The organism is Brachybacterium sacelli (assembly GCF_017876545.1).
Classification (GTDB): domain Bacteria; phylum Actinomycetota; class Actinomycetes; order Actinomycetales; family Dermabacteraceae; genus Brachybacterium; species Brachybacterium sacelli.
The window spans coordinates 1,677,502-1,695,560 of the sequence record NZ_JAGIOD010000001.1; the positions used below are offsets into that span (position 1 = coordinate 1,677,502).

Consider the following 18,059-nt stretch of genomic DNA (forward strand, 5'->3'; position numbering starts at 1 on the left):
GCCTGCCGGCCCTATCGTGCCCTCCTTTGTAGCGCACGTGGTGCGGCTGGGCCGGGGGAGTGGGCAAGCTCGCGCGAGCGGGCCACTCTCCCGGCCACAGCTCGTGCGGGCGTCAGGCGACGTGACCGAAGAGCACGTCGTCGTCCGGGATGACCGGCTCGACGGGCGAGGCGACCCACGTGGTGTTGATGTATTCCCGCCACGTCACGTTCGCGGACAGGACGTTCCCGCCCCAGGTCCCGCAGCCGAGGTTGATCGTGAACGGCATGCCCGTCGTCCAGCCTCCGGCATTGGACTTGGTGGTCGCCTGGTTCACGGCCACCCGCGTGGTGAACGTGCGCTCGGCGAATTCGAGGACGTGTTCCCGGGAATCGGAGTAGACCCCACAGGAATGTCCAGCACCGCTGTATGCGTGGATGCGGTTGACGAGTTCGATCGAGTCCTCGAAGGAATTGCTGCGGTACGCGGCGACGACGACCGAGAGCTTCTCCCCGGAGAAGGGGTGTTCCGCACCCACGCCGTCCTCCTCGACCACCAGCCAGTTCGTGCCCGCGGGGACAGCGATGCCGGCGGCTTCGGCGATGGTCTCGGCCGAACGGCAGATGAGGTCGGCATTCAGGTGGCCGCCGGCGAACAGAGCGTCCTGGAGGCGTCGCTTCTCATCGGATGTGCAGACGTGTGCCTCGGTCTCCTTCATCGCCTGGAGGCCGGCGTCGTATTCCTCGTCCAGCAGGACGACCGCATTCTCGGTCGAGCAGCCGATGGCGTAGTCGGACATCTGGGAGTCACGCAGCTCGGAGGCGACGTGGTGCAGGTCGGCCCCGCGATCGACGACTGCCACGGAGTTCCCCGCGCCCACGCCGTAGGCGGGGGTGCCGGAGGAGTACGCGGCGCGGACCATCCCGGCTCCACCGGTCGCGACGACGAGATCGGACTGTGCCATCAGGTGGTTGGTGTGCTCGAGACTCGGTTCGGTGATCACCTGCAGCAGATCGGCCGGGAGACCGCGCGAGCTGAGCAGCTCGCGGATGTCCTCCACGACCCGTGCGGTGGAGACTTTCGCCCGGGGGTGGGGTGAGCAGATCATGGCGTTGCGACCGAGCAGAGCGTTCATCGCTCCCATGAACACGACTCCCTCGGGCACGGTGGTCGGCACGACCGAGGCGACCACGCCGACGGGCTTGCCGATCTTGAGGAGGTTCAGGGCGGTGTCCTCTTCGATGACCCCGACCGTCCGAGCGCTGAGGTAGTCGCGAAGCAGCCCCCTCGCGCGAGTCCGGGTGCGGTTCGTCTTGCTCTCGACGTTGCCCATGCCGGTCTCGTCCAGCACGATGCGCCCCCAGCGTTCAGCGTTGTCGATGGCGAGGCGGGCGACGGCGCGCACAAGGTCGAGTGCCTGGTCCTGGTCGTATCCGACGATGGATTCCATCGCCGTGCGTGCACGATCGACCTTCTCGACGATCTCGTGATGGGTAGTGGAGTTCTCCATCAGTGTGCTTCCTTCCGTTGGGGGGAGTGGGTATCGGCCCTGGATCGGGCCAGGAGAGCGGCGGCCCGCTCGGCGACGGGTGCGTCGACCATGCGGCCGTCGACCGAGGTGGCCCCGTGGCCGTGACGACGGCATGCGGCGAACGCCTCCACCACCCGCTGTGCGTGGTCGATCTCCTCGGCGCTCGGAGAGAATTCGGCGACGACGGTGCCGATCTGCGCCGGGTGGATGCACGCCTTCCCGGTGAACCCGGCTCGACGGGCGATTCGTGCGTCCCGGCGGACCACCTCGAGATCGCGGTACTCCGTGATCGGGGTATCGATCGCGCTGAGTCCTTGAGCTGTGGCAGCGACAGCGAGAGCGGAGCGTGCGTAGCGGATCTCCTCACCTTCCGCGGTCCGTTCGATGTCCATGTCGGCCGTGAAGTCCTCGGCACCGAGCTGGAGGCCGACCAGCTGAGGAAGTCGGCGGGCGAGACGGGGCGCGTCGACGAGACCGCGTGCGGACTCGACGAGGCCGATGACGCGTAGGTTGTCCCCGGTGCGGCCGAGCTCCCCGAGAGTCTCGGTGAGGGCCTCGGCCGCCATGGCATCGATCTTCGGCAGGACCACGCTGCGCAGGCCCGACCCGACCAGACTGCGGAGATCCTCTGCACCCTCGGGAGTGCCGCAGGCGTTCACCCGGATCCACAGGTCAGGACCGTCGAGGGGCCAGTCCAGCGCCGCAGCCAGACCTGCTCTGCGGGCCTCGTCCTTCTGATCCGGCGCCACGGCGTCTTCGAGGTCGAGGATCACGGCGTCCGCATCGAGCCGCTGGGCCTTGGCGACCATCCGCGCCCGATCCGCGGGGACGTAGAGCATCACGCGGATCGATCGGAGATCACTCCGCGGAGTCGTGGCCGCGGCGTCACTCATCGGAGGACACCTGCGGTGCGGACGGCACGATGGCCGCACGTGTCACCTGCCGGGCTGCCGTGCGTTCGAGAGCCAACTGCGTCTCGTCCAGGGAGTACTCGCGGTCGGTCATCCCGTCGAAGGGGAACCGTTCGCGGGTCCTCGACAGGAACTGGAGGGCTTCACTGAGGTACCAGGGCTGGTACCGGAGCAGACCCTTGACGGTGAGGCATTTGCGGGTGATGAGACCGGGCACGAGAGTCGTGGTCATGCTCGGATCCACGCTCACGTTGCCCAGCTCCAGGACTGTCCCGCCGGGCCTGCAGTGCTCGATCGATTCCGCGAGCGCGGAGGGCACACCGGTGAGGTCGATGACCAGGTCCGGTTCCGAGCCCAGGATCCGGGTCGCCCGCGCTTTCCGGGTCTCGACGTCGGTGTGCACCGACATGTCCACCGTGCCGAGCGCCCCGAACCCCCGGATCGCCTCGAGACGGGTGGGGACCGAGTCGATCGCCACGACCTGGGCCCCACCAGCAGAGGCGATGGCACATGCGTAGATCCCGAGGCCGCCGGCTCCTTGCACGACCACGCGTCTGTTCGCGATGCTCCCGACCTGGTCGAGGGCGTAGAACATCTGGGTGAACCCGCAGTTGGCCCCGGCAGCCACCTCATCGGAGACGTTGTCGGGGACCCGGTAGAAGTACTGGCCGGGTTGGATCACGTACTGCGTCGCGAAGCCGCCGGTGAAGTGCGGGTAGTCCTTGGCGGGGGCTCCTTGGAAATCACTTCCGCGGTCGCAGATGTTGAACAGCCCGTCCCGGCACCGGGCACACCGCATGCAGGTGCGGTAATACACGGGGACGACGCGGTCGCCGACGCCTACGGGCCGGCCCCCGAAATCACTCTGCACCCCCTCGCCGAGGGCTCGTACGGTGCCCACCATCTCGTGGCCCATCACATGGTTCTTGAAGAGGTGCTTGCCTTCCCACATGTGGACGTCCGTCCCGCAGATGTTGGCGCGGGTGATGTCGAGGACGACTTGTCCTGGCGTCGGCTCCGGGATCTCATGGCTCTGGATCTCGGTCTTCCTGACCCCGGCCATGGAGGCGAGTCTGCCGTGCATTGGATCCTCTTTCTCTCGGGTGGTGTGCGGGCTCCTGCTCACTGCCACCACAGCGACAGTGCGGGGACATAGGTGATGAGCAGGAGAACGGCGATCGCTGCGACCAGGAAACGCCAGATGTACGGGAGCATCTGCGGCAAGGGGATGTCCGTCGTCCGCGCGGCGACGAAGACGTTCGCCGCGAGCGGAGGCGTGATCAGTCCGATCTCGATGTTGGTGACCAGGATGATCCCGAAGTGCACCGGGTCGATGCCCAGCGACATCGCGGAGGGGAACAGCAGAGGGGCCATGAGTAGCACGGCGGCGTTGGTCTCCATGAACATGCCGACGAGGAACAGCAGGATGTTCACCAGGATCAGGAAGACCATGGGGCTGCTGGTGAAGTCGGTGACCGATTCCGCCAGCGACTGGGGTACGCGCATCAGGGTCACCAGGCGATTGAACGCGGCGGTGAATGCGATGATCACCAAGATCGCCCCGGCAGAGAGCGCGGACTTGTAGAAGATGCTGGGGACCTGGCCCGGTGTGACCATGCGACCGACGAGGATCACGATCAGGGCGTAGAGGCCGGCGACGGCTGCGGCCTCGGTCGCCGTGGTGAGGCCGGAGTAGATGCCTCCCAGGATGACGACGGGAAGGGCAAGCGCCGGCAGGCTCCGCCACAACGTGCGGGGGAACCCGCGCAGGGCGTCGCCGGCGGCCTCCCTCAGGCGGGGCGACGACTCGCCGACGGAGCCGCTGGATGCGGTCGCCACCTGTGCACGGGGGCCGGTGATCGCATGGACAGCCATGAACGCGATGACCATGACGATCCCCGGGATGATCGTGGCCAGGAACAGGTCGGAGACCGATACGCCGACGGCGGCGCCGTAGACGATCAGGGGGATCGAGGGCGGGATGAGCACGCCGAGGAGGCCGCTCGAGGCGGTGAGCGCCCCGACGTATCCCTTCTTGTAACCCATCCGGGTCATCCGCTTGCCGACCGCGGTGCCGACCGCCGCAACGGTCGCGACCGAGGATCCCGTCATCGCACCGAGGAACGCACTGGCGACGACCGTGACGTGGCCGATGCGTTCGGGGAGCCAGAACAGTGCCCTGTCGGCCAGGTCGACCAGCCGGTCGATCAGGCGGCCGCGGTTCATCATCTCGCCGGCCAGGATGAAGAAGGGGATCGCCAGAAGCGGGATGGTGGCGACCGCCGGATAGGCCGTGCCGCCGAGGGAGGCCAGGGGAAGGTCGGTGAACACGACCCCGACCAGGGCCGCCAGAGCGAAGGCCAGACCGATCGGGAGGCCGAGGAGCAGGACGATGATCAGGAACAGGATGACAAGACCGATGATCATCAGGAGACCTCCCCCGTCACTGCGTCGGAGAGGCCGTCTTCGCTCGCTCCGATCTTCTCGGGGTCTTTCCGCATCCGGTTCCAGTGCATGAGCGAATGGAACAAGCACAGCGCGAGGCCGAGGACGAGTGCGCCATAGGGGATGAGCAGCGGGATCTTCAGCTGGACCGTGTGCGAGCCGCTCTGTACACCGAACAGGAACAGATCGATGGCCAGCTTCCCGAAGATGGCGACGAAGACGATGACCGCGACGACCGAGGCGGTGAGCAGCCGCAGTCGCAGCGTGGGCGAGGGGATGTAGCTGGTGAGGTCGATGGCGATGTGCCCCTGGGTGTAGGTCAGCAGCCCCACGCAGAGGAACGTCATGACCGCTGCACAGACCAGGGCGAGGTCGTAGACGTCCGGGAACCACATCAGGTCGAAGACGCGGCGTGCGATCTGGATCAGCACCGAGGCGAACGCCAGGGTGAGGCAGATCGTGACGACGGCCTTCTCCGCGGCCGCCACCGCGCTCTCCAGCTTCTCGAGTTTCTCCATGTCAGAACCTTCTGTTCGTGCCCGACCGCATCGTCGGGCCGTGGTCAGAGCGCAGCGACCTCGTCGCGGAGGGCCGCGATGTTTCCCTCGCCGTAGATGGACGTCATGTCATCCCAGATCGCCAGGCCGAGCTCCCGGTACTCCGAGAGCTCGGCGTCGGTCAGTTCGACCACTTCCGCACCGTCGTCGCGGAGATTCGCGACGTATTCCTCGGTGAGCTCCCGTTCCGCCCGGACCTCCCAGTCCTGTGCCGTGCGCGCGGCGGCGAGCAGCGCGTCCTGATCACTCGAGGAAAGGGACGGCCAGACCTTCTCGCTCATCCCGATGGTCCCGGTGGCGTAGACGTGCTTCGTGCGCGTGTAGAAGGGGTTCGTCTCGTGGAGGCGGTTGTCGTAGGTGATGATCATGCCGTTGTCCTGGCCATCGACCGTTCCCTGCTGAAGCGCCGAATAGAGCTCGGGCATGCTGACCGTCACGGCCACTGCCCCGGCTGCTTCGAAGAAGGCGCCGATGGCCGCGGAACCCGGAACTCGGATCTTCTTCCCGGCGAGCTGCTCGGGGGAGCGTGCCAGGCCGTCGCGGGTGGAGACACCGCGGAACTCCAGCTCATACCAGCCGAGGGCGCGGATGTCGTGGCTCGCGAGGGTCTCGGTCATCAGCCGCGGGATCAGGCCGTCGCCGAAGAAGATCCGGTCGGCCTCGTCGTAGTCGGTCACGATGTACGGCAGATAGTGGAAGTCGAGCATCGGATCAAGGCCGGCCATGGACCCCTGGTTGATGAACGCCAGGTCGAGGCCACCCATGGCGAGGCTCTGCCCCAACGTCTCGTCGCTGCCGAGCTGGCCGGAGGGGAAGACGTCGACGTACAGGCGTCCCTCGGTCGCGCGGATGACCTCCTGCGCGAACAGCTGGGCGGACCGGTGCTGCACGCTCCCCTCGGCGGCCACCATGCCCAGCCTCAGGGTGCGTTCCGCGTCGTCCGCGGCAGTGGCCGCGCCACAGGCCGCCAGAGGTGCGCCGGCCAATGCCATGCCGAGACCGGTGGTGAAGTGGCGACGGGTGAGTGGGGGAGCCATCGTTGACCTCCATGGATCGATCCTGCGTCTCTGCGGGAGCTGCTGGCGGCTCATCGTGATGCAGCGCCTGCCCGGCGATCGCCCTGAGCTCCGGTCCGGTGACGGAGAGTGATGCGCTCCGCGAGAGTGCGCCGCATCACCGACGGCGTCACGCTACCGCAGCCATGTTGGAAAACCAACATCACGGTGGAAATCGATCAGCGTGGCGATGACGGTGCATGCTGAGGCGTACGAAGAAGTGGTCCCGCCGCGAGTCGCGCGTCGTCGGAGCTCAGGCCGACAGATTCGTCAGAGCGGGCTGATTGCCGCCCACGCCAAGTGGGCTATACCATTCCCCCAGGTGCGGCACCGCCTGCCGCCACGTCGTCCGGGAGCTCGCCCATGAACACCTTCGAATCCGTCGTACGCGTCATCACCGACAACCTGTTCGCGCAGGTCTCGATCCTCATCGGGCTGATCGCGCTGGTGGGTCTCATCCTCCAGCGCAAGCCGTTCGACGAGGTCGTCGCTGGCGCGCTGCGCGCCACCATCGGCGTGGTCATCCTCAACATCGGCGTCGAGATCTTCACCGGCGGACTGTCCAGCTTCCAGGTCATCGTCTCCAGCGCCATGGGCCTCGAGGCGCCGCAATCCACCTCCACCCTGAGCGAGTTCACGGCGGGCGCCGGCTCGGTGGTCCCGCTGATCATCGCGGGCGGCTTCGTGGTCCATCTGGTGCTGGTGCGGATCTTCCCCGCTGCCCGGTTCGTGTACCTCACCGGCCACCTCATGTACTGGATGAGCGTGGTGATCTCCGCGAGCCTCGTCGAGGCGTTCGGGGACGTGAACCGGTGGGTGCTGGCCGCCGTCGGCTCGATCCTCATCGGTTGCTACTGGGTGCTGCAGCCGCTGTGGACCGGTCCGCTCATGCGCAAGGTGATGGGGGATGACGAGGTGGGCCTGGGCCACACCGACTCCCTGATCGCCGTCGCCTCGGGCTACGGCGCCCGCGCGCTGAAGCTCGGTGACCCCGTCGCGCACGACTCCGAGAAGGTGCGCCTGCCCAAGCCGGTCTCCTTCTTCAAGGACATCAACGTCTCCACCGCCACCATCATCGGCGTGATCATGCTGGTCGCGGTCCTGTTCGCCGATTCCGGAGTGGTCCAGGAGCAGATGGGCGAGGCGACCGTGCTGCCCGGGGTGTGGGCCATCCTCCAGGCGCTGCGCTTCGCCGCCGGCATCGCGATCCTCCTGTTCGGCGTGCGCATGTTCCTCGCCGAGATCGTCCCGGCGTTCAAGGGCCTGTCCGAGAAGGCGCTGCCGGGCACCAAGCCCGCCCTGGACCTCCCGGTCACCTTCACCCGCGCCCCCACCTCGGTGATGATCGGCTTCCTCGCCTCGACCCTCGTGTTCCTGGTGCTGATGCTGATCTTCGCCGCCACCGGCTGGTTCGTGCTGGTGCCCCCGATGATCATGCTGTTCTTCGGCGGCGGCGCCGGCGGCGTGTTCGGCAACGCCGTGGCGGGATGGCGCGGGGCGATCTTCGGAGGCGTCCTCAACGGCGTCGTGCTGGCCGTCGGGCAAGCGATCGGCTGGGGCCTGTACGCAGGGACCGCCCCCGAGATCGCGACCCTCGCCGACGCCGACTGGTACGCGATCGGATGGGCCCTGATCGGCCTCGGCTCGCTCCTCGAACCGCTGGGTACCTGGGCCATCTGGGTGCTCGCCGGGGCGGTGCTGGTCGTGACCGTCGTCGTCCTCGTGGCGCTCGGCCGCCGCCGGCCCGCAGACGTCGCCGCGGCGGAGCAGCCCGCCGAGGAGCGCGTCCCGGCCGCCGACGGCGCCGACCCGGCCCATGCCGTCGCCGGCGACGGTGCCCTCACAGAGCCCGCCGGCACGACGCTGTCCTCCAGCGACCGCCCCGCCACGCTCGACGTCCTCGCCGTCTGCGGCGCCGGCATGGGATCGAGCCTGATCCTGCGCACCACCGCGGAGAAGGCCCTCGAACGCCTGGAGATCCCGGCGAGCCTGCGTCACGCCGACGTCGGCTCCGCCCGCAGCGAGCACCCCGACGTGGTGATCGCCCAGCAGAGCTACCTCGACGAACTGGGAGGCATCGCCCCCGTCATGGTCCCGATCGACAACTTCGTCAGTGTCGACCATGTCGAAGGCCGAATGCTCGAGGCCCTGAAGAAGGAGGGATGGCGATGATCGAGGACCTCACCGCACTGGTCAGCCGAGTCGTCGAGGGCAACCACGACGCGCTGGACGAGGCCGCCGACGCGATCGCCGCCTCCGGCGGCAGCGGCGGGCTGCTGTACGCCGCCGGTGCCGGGCACTCCCTGGCCGCCGTCATGGAGACGTTCTTCCGCGCCGGCGGGCTCGCCTTCGTGCGCCCGCTGTGGGACCACTCGATCCTGCCGCTCGCCGGGGCGCGCGCCTCGACGGCGGCCGAGCGCGAACCGGGCCTGGGGACCGACGTCGCCCAGCGGGCAGGGATCACGGAGGCGGACGCCGTGCTGATCTTCTCCAACTCCGGGGTGAACCCCTACCCGGTGGAGATCGCCCAGCATGCTCACGAGGTCGGGGCGTGCGTGATCGCGATGACCTCGGTGGATGCGAGCGCGTCGGCCCCGAAGCGGGCGGGTCATCGCCTGTTCGAGATCTCCGACATCGTGCTGGACACCGCGGTGCCCGCCGGCGACGTCACGTGGCCGCCGCAGGCACCGGTGACCGCTCCCGCCTCCACGATCCTCACTGCCTCGCTATGGGCGGCGATCCTGCGACGGGTCGACACCCTCGCCCCGGACGCCCCGCGCTGGACCAGTGCCAACGTGGCCGGCGGCGACGAGGTCAACGCCGCGCTCGTAGAGCGCTTCGGCCCCCGGATCCCTGAGCTGTGACCGGGGCGATCTGCGCCGACAGCTCGAAGCGGTCGCCCGGATAGGTCGAGACGGTGCGCTCGATCGAGCGCCCGCCGCGGCCGGAGACGCGCACGAACTCGAGCACCGCCGACCCCTCGTCGACCCCGAGCTCCGCCGCGTCCTCCGGGCGCACGATCGCGGCCCGGATGGTCTGCTCGCCGGCATCGAACAGCACTCCGTAGCGGTGCTCGAGCTCGCCGTACAGGGACCTGCCGGCGAAGTCCACGTCGGTCAGACCGGGCACCACGCTCGCGTCCAGCGTGGTGCGTTCGATCGCCATCGGGCGCTCAACGGCCAGGCGCACCCGGTCCAGCCGGACCACGGGGGAGCCCTCCGTGAGGCCGAGGCTCTCCGCGGTGCGCGCATCGGCCGGCTCCTCGGCGATCCGCAGCACGCGCGAGCTCGCCGTGATCCCGCGCGAGGCCATGTCCTCGGTGAATCCCGTCAGGTGCAGCGGCAGATTCACGGCCGGGCGCGCGACGAAGGACCCGCGGCCCACCTCCCGGACCAGGCGGCCCTCCCGCGTGAGCTCGTCCAGGGCGCGGCGCGCGGTCATCCGTGAGACCCCGGACTCCTCCGCCAGGGCCCGCTCGCTGGGGACGGAGGAGCCGACGGGAAGTTCCTCGATCTCGCGGCGCAGGTCATCCACCAGAGTTCGGAACTTGGAGCGGTCGGCCATGCGCCGATCTTCCCATGAGCGGTGTCATCAGAGGCCGGTAGGGCGCTCTCGGGTCGTCGTGTTCTGACAGGGCTGCGAGTCAACGAGTGGCGGACGCGGAGCGCACGCTGTCCGCTCGATACTGGACCGGACGGTCCAGGACGCGTAGGGTCGCCTCTGTGGACCGAATGGTCCAGATCAGGGTCGGCTCCTCGGAGTCACCCCGGACGAAGGGACGAGGCCATGGCGAGGACTGCACAGTTCGACCGGGACGCCGTGCTCACCAGCGCGATGGGCGCCTTCTGGGAACACGGCTACGAGGGCACCTCGATGGCCGAGCTGCTCACCGCCACCGGGCTGAGCAAGAGCAGCCTGTACGCCGGATTCGGCAGCAAGCACGACCTCTTCCTGGCCGCCTACGATCGCTACCGCGCGCAGCAGGGCCAGGCTCTGCTCGCGGACCTGGGGACCGCTGCGGCACCCGAGGGGATCCGCCGGTTCTTCGAGCGCATCATCACCGGGGCGCCCGACGAGATGCAGCGCTTCGGGTGCATGAGCACCAACCAGGCCGCAGAGCTCGGCGCGCAGGACGAGGACGTGCGCTGTCGGGTCGGTGACGACCACCAGCAGATCGAGGACGCCTTCGCCCAGCACCTGCTCCAGGGCCAGGACGACGGGACGATCCGCCCCGACGTCGATCCGCGCGACGCGGCCGCCGCTCTGGTCACCTCGTTCTCCGGCTTCCAGCTGACCATCCGCGCCGGCATGGACCGCGCCCGCCTCTCGCGCGCCCTGGACTACCTGCTCGCACCGCTCACGGCGCCGGGCGCGTCCGGGCACTGACCCGCCCCCCCCCCACACACCACCGCCGCGGCGACCCGTCCGGCGGCATCACCGCACCGCACCACCGAGGAAAGGTCCCCCCATGACCACTGCAGGAACTCTCGCCGTCTACGGAGCCACCGGCCAGCAGGGCGGCGCCGTCGTCGATGCGCTGCTCGCCCGCGGCGCCACCGTCCGCGCCCCCGTGCGCACTCCCGACTCCGAGACGGCGCAGGCCCTCGCGCAGCGCGGGGTGGAGCTCGCGACCGCGAACGCCGATGACCCCGAGAGCATGACCGCCGCTCTCGAGGGTGCCCAGGCGCTGTTCTTCATGACCTCACCTCCCGGCGGTATGCAGAGCGAGGACACCGAGGGTGAGACCCGGCAAGGCATCGCGCTCGCCGATGCCGCGCAGCGGGCCGGCGTGCCCCACATCGTGTTCAGCTCCGTCGGCGGCGCCGAACGCGAGAGCGGGATCCCCCACTTCGAGTCCAAGCGCCGCGTCGAGGAGCATCTCGAGACCCTGGACCTGCAGGTCACGATCGTGCGCCCCGTGTTCTTCCTGGAGAACCTCCACGGCATGGGACCCTCGCTCGAGAATGACGAGCTCGTGGTCCGATTCCCCTTCCCCGACGACATCGGTCTGCAGATGATCGCCGTCCAGGACATCGGCGCCGTCGCGGCGACCGCCCTGCTGGAGCCGCAGGCCATTCCCGGAGGCGCGATCGAGATCGCCGGCGACGAGCTCACCGGCTCCCAGATCGCCGCGGCCTTCGCCGAGCACACCGGCATGCCGGCACGGTACGAGGCGCTGCCGATCTCGGTGCTCGACGGCTCTGACGACATGCAGGCCATGTTCCGCTGGTTCGCCGAGACCCCGGCCTACCAGGCCGACCTCGCCCAGGTGAAGGCCATCGACCCCGAGGTGCTGGACCTGCGCGCCTGGCTGGCGGCGGTCGACTACCAGGTGGGTGCCTGAGCGGTCATGATCGACCGCGGCGGCGCCCTGGCGGGCTCGCGGTCCTGAGGAGGCAGAGAACGTCCGAGGCGTGCTCGTCACCCGAGGATCGCGCGAGAGCGCCGATAGATCTGGTCCGTGGTGGAACGCACGTCCCGGTACACCTCTGCGAGCTCCTGATAGATCCTCGTGTTCCCGGAGATCGGGGCGGTGCGGTCCTTCACGACGGCGAAACGATCCACCCCCTCATGGAAGGTCGGCACGAGGCCGGTGGCGACGGCAGCGCAGATCGCTGCGCCACGCCCGGCGGAGCTGCCACCGTCCAACCGGACGCACTCGAGGCCGAAGACGTCGGCGACGATCTGGGTCATCAGGTCCGACGAGGCCCCACCGCCGGTCACGACCACTCGCTCGAAGGTCGTGCCGAGCTCGTCCGCCATCTCGTCGGTCCGCTCCTTCATGGTCATGGCGATGCCTTCGAGGATCGACCGGAACAGGTGCGCCCGGCCCTGCCGCCCGTCGAATCCGAGAATGCTGCCCCGACGGGCGGGCGCCTCGGGGGGAGCGAGCCAGTCGGGCACGGTCAGCAACCCGTCGGACCCTGCCGGCACGCCGAGGGCCTCCCGGCCCAGCATCTCCTCCACGGTGTCGCCGCGCGCCTCGGCTTCGCGCGCGGTGCCCTCGCCGAGCAGATCGCGGAACCAGCTCACCGTCCACATCCCGCGACGGATCCCGCCGCTCTCGTACAGGTGCTTTCCCGGTTCCGAGCCGAAGTTCGTCCAGAAGGACGTCGTGCCCGTCCTGCCGGCATCGCCGACGGACATCCCCGCGATGTAGGTGCCGAGCGACAGCAGGAGGGTCCCGGGATCCCGAAGTCCCGCACCGAGGGCTTCGACCGCCTTGTCGTTCGCGGTGGCGACCACGGGCACCCCCTGGGGCAAGCTCGTCACCGCAGCAGCGCCTGATGTCAGCGTGCCGAGCACCTCTCCCGGCATGGCCAGGTCGAACAGCATGTCGCGCGACATCCCGGTGCGCTGGAAGTCCTGCTCGTGCGAGGACCATGCCCAGGCTGCGGCATCGATCGGCCACATGCCCTGATAGTTCGCGACGGTGTCGGTGAAGTTCCCGGTCATCCGGTGGGTGATGTACCCGGAGGAGGTCGTGACGTACGCGGCGTCGATGGTCTCCGCGCGGTAGGGACGGCCGACCCGCTCGTCCATCCAGCTCTGTACGGGCTGTGCGAGGGATCCGTCGGCGCGGAGCACTGCTCGGCAGAACCGGATCGTGCACAGCCCGATCCCGACGATCTCGTGAGGGTCACCGTCGAAGTCGGCCATGGCCAGCCGGCACGCGTCGGCGATCGACTCCCACAGGACATCGTCGGGATACTCGACCACGCCCGGACGGGGAGTGTCGTTCGCCGGCAGCGGTGCGCGACCCACGGCGCAGGTGCGACCGTTCCCGTCGTAGACGGTGACCTTGGAGGACTGCGAGCCGTTGTCGATCCCGACCACGTAGCTCGTCATGAGGCGGGTCCCTCGGCTCCGCCGTCCCGCTGGGGGCGCTGCGGCTCCGGGCGTGCGGCGGCCGGCTGGATGGCGCCGTCCGCGGGGATGATCGTTCCCTTGTTCATGATCCCGTTCGGGTCGAAGGTTCCCTTGAGAGCCGCGAGCACCGGGTAGGCGCTGCCGTGCTCCTGCTCCGTCCAGGGCGTGCGGTACTTGCCGATGCCGTGATGATGCACCATCGAGCCGCCGTACCGCAGCGCCTCCTCGACGATGATCGCGTTGAGCGGCACGTGGTACTTCTCGATCTCCTCCTCGGGCGAGGCGTCGATCCGGTAGTCGTACACGAAGTACATGTTCGTCCCGGTCTGGTAGCTGTGCGAGGAATGGCCTCCGAGCATCGTCAGGTCATCCGCATACGGATACTCCTCGCGGATGCGTCGGATCACGGCGTCATACAGATCGGCGACCTGGGACCAATCGGCCGAGACCTCCGTCGTGTACCCCAGATGCCGGGAGTCGAGCATCGCGGCCTTCTCCGCCTCGATCTTCTCCGGGCCCCAGTTCAGAGCGTCGAACCAGGCTTCGATGAGCGTCGGATCGACGGTGTCGTGCTCATGCTGATCGATGACCCGGGTGATCTCCTCGCTCGTGGCCCGTACGAGGCTCTCAGGACCCTCCGCGACGAGGACGACCACGCACTTTCCCTGGCTGAAGTGGGAGAAGTGCTGATTGGCGTCCTCCGGGGAGTACAGGCGCGCCACCGAGGGACGGAAGCCGTTGGTGATCACTTCACGGAGGATGGCGATGCCGGTGCGCATGTCGTCCACCAGGGCCCCATGGAACTCGTTGTTCTCCGGGTAGTGGCGGAAGACCTTGAGGGTGACCTCGGTGATCACGGACAAGGATCCTTCGTTGCCGATCACGATGTGCCGGATGTCGGGGCCGGCCGCGCGCCGGGGGACTGCTTTGATCCGGCTGATACGGCCACCGGGGAAGACCGCTTCCAGGCCGACGACCATGTCCTCGATCGCGCCGTACAGCGTGGAGAACTGGCCGATGCTGCGCGTGGACACGAGGCCGCCGTACTGGGCCAGCGGCTTGGACTGCGGAGAATGCCCCGTCGTCAGGCCCTGGGCGCGCAACTGATCCTCGAGGGACTGCAGCGTCACCCCCGCTTCGACGGTGACCTGCATGTTCTCAGGATCGATGGACAGCACCTGATCCATACGGGAGACGTCCAGCACGATCGTGTCGGCGACGCTGGTCTCCAGGCCGCCCTCGGTGCCGGTGCGTCCGCTGCGCGGCACGATGTTGACGAGATTCTCGTCGGCGAACTCGAGCACCGCGGACACGTCCTCGGTGGACGTGGCGTAGACGATCGCGACCGGGAGCGGCGCCGTGAAGATTCCGTGCGCCGACTGGTACTTCTTGAACCGGTCGACGCTGGATTCCTTGAGCGTGTTCTCGTCCGTCTCGATCAGTGCGGTGGGCAGGATCGAGCGGAGCTGGTCGAGGATCTGGCTGCGGGTCAGGGGGGAACGCGATTCGATCATGGCGTGGAGGGTCCTTCCGGTGTGGTCGGTGTCTGGGGCGACTGGGGGCCAGGTCTGGTGGTCGGGCGCCGGCGAACCGGCGACGGGGCGGGGGACGTGCGAACGCTCAGCGGACGAGGTAGCCGCCGTCGACGGTCAGGACGTGCCCGTTGACGTAGTCGGAGGCCTTGGAGGCGAGGAACACGGCTGCGCCCATGAGGTCCGAGACCTCTCCCCAGCGTCCAGCCGGCACGTGCTCGAGGATTCGCCGGCTGGCCTCAGGGTCGGAGCGGGTCGTCGCGGTCAGCGCCGTCGCGAAGTAGCCGGGGGCGATCGCGTTGACCTGGATCCCGTGCTGTGCCAGCTCGTCGCAGTACGCCTTCGTGAAGCCGACGATCCCGTGCTTGGTCGCCGCGTAGGCGGGGGAGGACTGGCCGCCGAGGAAGGCGAAGAGCGAGGCGATGTTGATGATCTTCCCGGACCCCTGCTCGACGAAATGCTCGACCGCTGCGTGCGACAGCGCGAAGGGTGCCGTGAGGTTGAGATCCACCATGGGATCCCACTTCTCGCGACCGAACTCCTCGACGGAGCCGAGCTGTGAGATCCCGGCGGAGTTGACGATCACGTCGAGGCCGCCCAGACGCTCACGAGCCTCGGCGACGACGCGGGCCGGGGCTCCGGGAGTGGTGATGTCGACCTCGAGGAATTCGTACCGGCGTCCCGTGTCCTCGAGGAGCGAGCGGGTGGTGCCGTCGTCCTCGGCGATGCTGGGGACGAAGACGTCGGCCCCGGCCTTCGCGAGGGCGAGAGAGAACGCCCGGCCGAGACCGGAGTTCCCTCCGGTGACGATCGCGACCTTCCCCTCCAGGGAGAAGAAGTCGAGCGAGAAGTTCGTGATGTCCATGGTCATGTTCCTTCGGAGTGAGGGGCTGGAGTGCGGGAACGGTCCGCCGCGTGGTCGGCGGGGGCGGGTCGCCCGGGTTTCATGCGGGAACGGGGGCACGCTGGGAGCTGCGTGTCTCGCGCGCACGGACGCGCATCGTCACGGTGCACAGGACCATGCCGATCACGGCAGCGATGACGAGAACGGTGAACATCGCGGAGAATCCGCCGCCCTGCGTGGGGACCCCGCGAGCCGGGTCGCCGATCCACCAGGAGGCCACGGCCGGGAGGAAGGCGTCCGGCAGATACGCGAGACCCGAGGCGAGACCGATCACGCCGCCTCGCTGCGCCACCGGGATGCCGAGCTCGCCGACGGACGCCCAGAACACGCCGCGGGCGGCGAAGACGGCCAGGCTCATGACGATCATCAACGTCACGGCGATCCACAGCAGACCTGGCTTCTGCGGCAGGACGAGATAGCCGACGGCGGTGAGACCCACGATCACGAAGGTGAGGCGCAGGAACCGCGGCGTGGATCGGAAGATCTTGTCCACCAGCACGCCACCGACGGGGCCGGCGATGAACTGGAACACGTAGGTACGGATGACGCCGAGGACACCGATCATGCCTGCGGCGACTCCGAAGCCGTCCTGGAGCAGCGGCGAGAGGTAGCCCATCAACGTGTAGAAGGAGTACATCATCATCACGGTTCCACCGATGAGCCAGGTGTACTTGTTCGTCGCGGCCTCCAGCAGCTGCCGGAGGCCGACCGCCTGGCGCTCCGCCTTGTCCAGCTCGTCCTTCCCCTGGTGGACGATGAAGAGCACGAGGACGGCGAGCAGCAGCGCGAGCACGCCGTAGATGCGGATCAAGGTGGTCACACCGGTGCTGGCCACGACGGCCTGCGCGACGATCGCCGAGCCGACGAGGCCGACGATCGTCGTCGTCAGCCCGCGGATCCCTTCGAGGAAGCCGAAGAGGCGTCCCTGCTCGCCCTCGCTGCCCAGCAGACTGATCGACTTCACCAGCGCCGGCCAGTACAGGCCCGTCCCGAGCACGGCGAACAGCACGTGCACGATGAGCACCGCCCAGTATCCCGGAGCTGTCGCGACGTACAGGTCCAGCACCCCGGTGCCGGCCATCGCGACGACGATGAGGAGTTTCGGAGAGAACTTGTCGGCGAACCAGCCGCCGACGAAGTACATGACGACGGCGACCGCGCCGAAGACGGACGTGACGGTGCCGTACTCCTGCAACGTCAGTCCCAGCGCCTTGGCGCCGTCGCTGAGGAACAGGAATCGTAGATAGGCGACCTGGAAGACGACGCCACCGGTCATCGCGAGGATGAGGAAGCTTGTCAACCTCCGCGTTCGAGTCATGGAACCACTCCTTCGTGGATGGGCCCGGAGTCGGGGTGCCGCCGCGACCAGGTCGGCGGCGGCGAGTTTCGGGCATAGAAAAAGAGACCAGCAAGCAGTCACCCCCCGAAGGGAGTGACGCCACTGATCTCTTGGTCTCTGTCGTGACGTCCGGGAGAACCCGGAGTTATGAAGTTTCGAAGGACTCTACCCACGGAGCACTCGCGGTGTCCAACTCGTCAGAGTGCGGCCCGGATCGGGCGCTCCGAGCCTCGAGCCGACCCGCGAGAACGTCGCCTGTGCCTCGTGGTGCTCACATGTCCCACACGAGCTGGTCCGAGGTCGCGACGGCCAGGGCACCGGCGCCGAGCGCGGCGATGACGTCACCGCGCTCGCAGACCAGGCCGCCGGCGATGACCGGAGTCGAGAAGTCAGTGCGCAACCATTCGATCACCCGGGGGATGCATCCCGGCAGGATCTCCACGAAGTGGGGGTCACCCTGCTTCAGGACCCTCTCCAGCTGGTGATAGGAGATCGAGTCGACCAGGAAGTACCGCTGCACGGCAGCCAGATCGGCCCGACGAGCTGCGCGCACGACGCTCGGTCTGGACGAAAGGATCCCGTCCACGCCGGTGTGGGACTTCAGCCACTCGACCGCGATGTCCTGCGAGGAGAGCCCGTCGATGAAATCGAGGTTCACCAGCACGATCTTCCCAGCGGCCTTGCACCTCTCCACGGTCTGCTCGATGTCGATCAGGCTTCCGTAGAGGAGGAAGAGAACCTCGTGCTCGGACGCGAGTGCAGCGCTCAACGCCGTCTCGTCCTTGACGCTGGCGATGACGGGGTCGGACTGCAGCGACTCGAGGACCGTCGTCTCTCGGGTCCGGCCGGTTCGGTCCACGGTCATTCCTCCTGAGGTGGGATCGCCTGGGATCGACGCGGCCCGTCCGAAGGGCGTCCAGGGCGGCTGCCACCGTG

Annotated in this window: 16 protein-coding genes; 4 read left to right on the forward strand and 12 right to left on the reverse strand. The window is 68.3% G+C overall.

What is annotated here, in order from left to right; translation table 11 throughout:
* Positions 1-112: 112 nt before the first annotated feature.
* From JOF43_RS07410 to JOF43_RS07435, 6 genes are read right to left on the reverse strand one after another with little or no spacing between them, the layout of a single operon-like run.
* The gene (locus JOF43_RS07410) at positions 113-1,489 is read right to left on the reverse strand and encodes an aldehyde dehydrogenase family protein (RefSeq protein WP_209900761.1); all 1,377 of its coding nucleotides are present in this window, start codon (positions 1,487-1,489) and stop codon (positions 113-115) included.
* On the reverse strand, positions 1,489-2,403 hold the full coding sequence (locus tag JOF43_RS07415) for an HpcH/HpaI aldolase/citrate lyase family protein (RefSeq protein WP_209900763.1): 915 nt from the start codon (positions 2,401-2,403) through the stop codon (positions 1,489-1,491). The genes JOF43_RS07410 and JOF43_RS07415 overlap by 1 nt, the downstream gene beginning before the upstream one ends.
* Positions 2,396-3,505, reverse strand: coding sequence for a zinc-binding dehydrogenase (locus JOF43_RS07420; protein ID WP_209900765.1), 1,110 nt, complete (start codon positions 3,503-3,505; stop codon positions 2,396-2,398). The genes JOF43_RS07415 and JOF43_RS07420 overlap by 8 nt, the downstream gene beginning before the upstream one ends.
* 38 nt (positions 3,506-3,543) lie before the next feature.
* The gene (locus tag JOF43_RS07425; RefSeq protein ID WP_209900767.1) at positions 3,544-4,848 is read right to left on the reverse strand and encodes a TRAP transporter large permease; all 1,305 of its coding nucleotides are present in this window, start codon (positions 4,846-4,848) and stop codon (positions 3,544-3,546) included.
* Entirely contained in the window at positions 4,848-5,384 is a 537-nt protein-coding gene (locus JOF43_RS07430) for a TRAP transporter small permease (RefSeq protein WP_209900769.1), read from the reverse strand. The genes JOF43_RS07425 and JOF43_RS07430 overlap by 1 nt, the downstream gene beginning before the upstream one ends.
* Before the next feature lie 44 nt (positions 5,385-5,428).
* Positions 5,429-6,460: a TRAP transporter substrate-binding protein gene (locus JOF43_RS07435; RefSeq protein ID WP_209900771.1), complete on the reverse strand. Its 1,032-nt coding sequence runs from the start codon at positions 6,458-6,460 to the stop codon at positions 5,429-5,431.
* 381 nt (positions 6,461-6,841) lie between these two features.
* Here JOF43_RS07435 and JOF43_RS07440 point away from each other — a divergent pair, with 381 nt between their 5' ends.
* Positions 6,842-8,650 carry a PTS ascorbate transporter subunit IIC gene (locus JOF43_RS07440; RefSeq protein ID WP_209900772.1) on the forward strand — a complete coding sequence of 603 codons (1,809 nt, stop codon included), beginning with the start codon at positions 6,842-6,844 and terminating at the stop codon, positions 8,648-8,650.
* Positions 8,641-9,342 (forward strand): sugar isomerase domain-containing protein, encoded by a 702-nt coding sequence (locus JOF43_RS07445; RefSeq protein WP_209900774.1) that lies wholly within the window; start codon positions 8,641-8,643, stop codon positions 9,340-9,342. Before JOF43_RS07440 ends, JOF43_RS07445 begins: the two co-directional genes overlap by 10 nt.
* Here JOF43_RS07445 and JOF43_RS07450 read toward each other — a convergent pair.
* Positions 9,293-10,042 carry a GntR family transcriptional regulator gene (locus tag JOF43_RS07450; protein WP_209900776.1) on the reverse strand — a complete coding sequence of 250 codons (750 nt, stop codon included), beginning with the start codon at positions 10,040-10,042 and terminating at the stop codon, positions 9,293-9,295. The two genes, JOF43_RS07445 and JOF43_RS07450, sit on opposite strands and share 50 nt — an antisense overlap.
* A 222-nt stretch (positions 10,043-10,264) precedes the next feature.
* Here JOF43_RS07450 and JOF43_RS07455 point away from each other — a divergent pair, with 222 nt between their 5' ends.
* A complete protein-coding gene (locus tag JOF43_RS07455) occupies positions 10,265-10,864 on the forward strand; it encodes a TetR/AcrR family transcriptional regulator (protein WP_209900778.1) in 600 nt (199 codons plus the stop codon).
* A gap of 82 nt (positions 10,865-10,946) precedes the next feature.
* Positions 10,947-11,822 carry an NmrA/HSCARG family protein gene (locus tag JOF43_RS07460; RefSeq protein WP_209900780.1) on the forward strand — a complete coding sequence of 292 codons (876 nt, stop codon included), beginning with the start codon at positions 10,947-10,949 and terminating at the stop codon, positions 11,820-11,822.
* Positions 11,823-11,899: 77 nt separating this feature from the next.
* On the opposite strand, the gene JOF43_RS07465 is transcribed toward JOF43_RS07460, so the two are convergent.
* From JOF43_RS07465 to JOF43_RS07485, 5 genes are all read right to left on the reverse strand, one after another.
* Entirely contained in the window at positions 11,900-13,327 is a 1,428-nt protein-coding gene (locus JOF43_RS07465) for an FGGY-family carbohydrate kinase (RefSeq protein WP_209900782.1), read from the reverse strand.
* A complete protein-coding gene (locus tag JOF43_RS07470) occupies positions 13,324-14,862 on the reverse strand; it encodes an FAD-binding oxidoreductase (RefSeq protein WP_209900784.1) in 1,539 nt (512 codons plus the stop codon). Before JOF43_RS07470 ends, JOF43_RS07465 begins: the two co-directional genes overlap by 4 nt.
* Positions 14,863-14,968: 106 nt before the next feature.
* Entirely contained in the window at positions 14,969-15,745 is a 777-nt protein-coding gene (locus tag JOF43_RS07475) for an SDR family oxidoreductase (protein ID WP_245354047.1), read from the reverse strand.
* Between the two features lie 79 nt (positions 15,746-15,824).
* Positions 15,825-17,102, reverse strand: coding sequence for an MFS transporter (locus JOF43_RS07480; protein ID WP_209900788.1), 1,278 nt, complete (start codon positions 17,100-17,102; stop codon positions 15,825-15,827).
* A gap of 292 nt (positions 17,103-17,394) precedes the next feature.
* Positions 17,395-17,988, reverse strand: coding sequence for a glycerol-3-phosphate responsive antiterminator (locus JOF43_RS07485; protein ID WP_209900790.1), 594 nt, complete (start codon positions 17,986-17,988; stop codon positions 17,395-17,397).
* Positions 17,989-18,059 lie beyond the last annotated feature (71 nt).

Bases quoted from the DNA above. Each gene is read 5' to 3' on its own strand.
- JOF43_RS07445 (WP_209900774.1), top strand. From the start codon at position 8,641: ATGGCGATGATCGAGGACCTCACCGCACTGGTCAGCCGAGTCGTCGAG.
- JOF43_RS07430 (WP_209900769.1), bottom strand. From the start codon at position 5,384: ATGGAGAAACTCGAGAAGCTGGAGAGCGCGGTGGCGGCCGCGGAGAAG.
- JOF43_RS07420 (WP_209900765.1), bottom strand. From the start codon at position 3,505: ATGCACGGCAGACTCGCCTCCATGGCCGGGGTCAGGAAGACCGAGATC.
- JOF43_RS07455 (WP_209900778.1), top strand. From the start codon at position 10,265: ATGGCGAGGACTGCACAGTTCGACCGGGACGCCGTGCTCACCAGCGCG.
- JOF43_RS07450 (WP_209900776.1), bottom strand. From the start codon at position 10,042: ATGGCCGACCGCTCCAAGTTCCGAACTCTGGTGGATGACCTGCGCCGC.
- JOF43_RS07485 (WP_209900790.1), bottom strand. From the start codon at position 17,988: ATGACCGTGGACCGAACCGGCCGGACCCGAGAGACGACGGTCCTCGAG.
- JOF43_RS07480 (WP_209900788.1), bottom strand. From the start codon at position 17,102: ATGACTCGAACGCGGAGGTTGACAAGCTTCCTCATCCTCGCGATGACC.
- JOF43_RS07425 (WP_209900767.1), bottom strand. From the start codon at position 4,848: ATGATCATCGGTCTTGTCATCCTGTTCCTGATCATCGTCCTGCTCCTC.
- JOF43_RS07465 (WP_209900782.1), bottom strand. From the start codon at position 13,327: ATGACGAGCTACGTGGTCGGGATCGACAACGGCTCGCAGTCCTCCAAG.
- JOF43_RS07475 (WP_245354047.1), bottom strand. From the start codon at position 15,745: ATGGACATCACGAACTTCTCGCTCGACTTCTTCTCCCTGGAGGGGAAG.
- JOF43_RS07435 (WP_209900771.1), bottom strand. From the start codon at position 6,460: ATGGCTCCCCCACTCACCCGTCGCCACTTCACCACCGGTCTCGGCATG.
- JOF43_RS07460 (WP_209900780.1), top strand. From the start codon at position 10,947: ATGACCACTGCAGGAACTCTCGCCGTCTACGGAGCCACCGGCCAGCAG.
- JOF43_RS07440 (WP_209900772.1), top strand. From the start codon at position 6,842: ATGAACACCTTCGAATCCGTCGTACGCGTCATCACCGACAACCTGTTC.
- JOF43_RS07415 (WP_209900763.1), bottom strand. From the start codon at position 2,403: ATGAGTGACGCCGCGGCCACGACTCCGCGGAGTGATCTCCGATCGATC.
- JOF43_RS07410 (WP_209900761.1), bottom strand. From the start codon at position 1,489: ATGGAGAACTCCACTACCCATCACGAGATCGTCGAGAAGGTCGATCGT.
- JOF43_RS07470 (WP_209900784.1), bottom strand. From the start codon at position 14,862: ATGATCGAATCGCGTTCCCCCCTGACCCGCAGCCAGATCCTCGACCAG.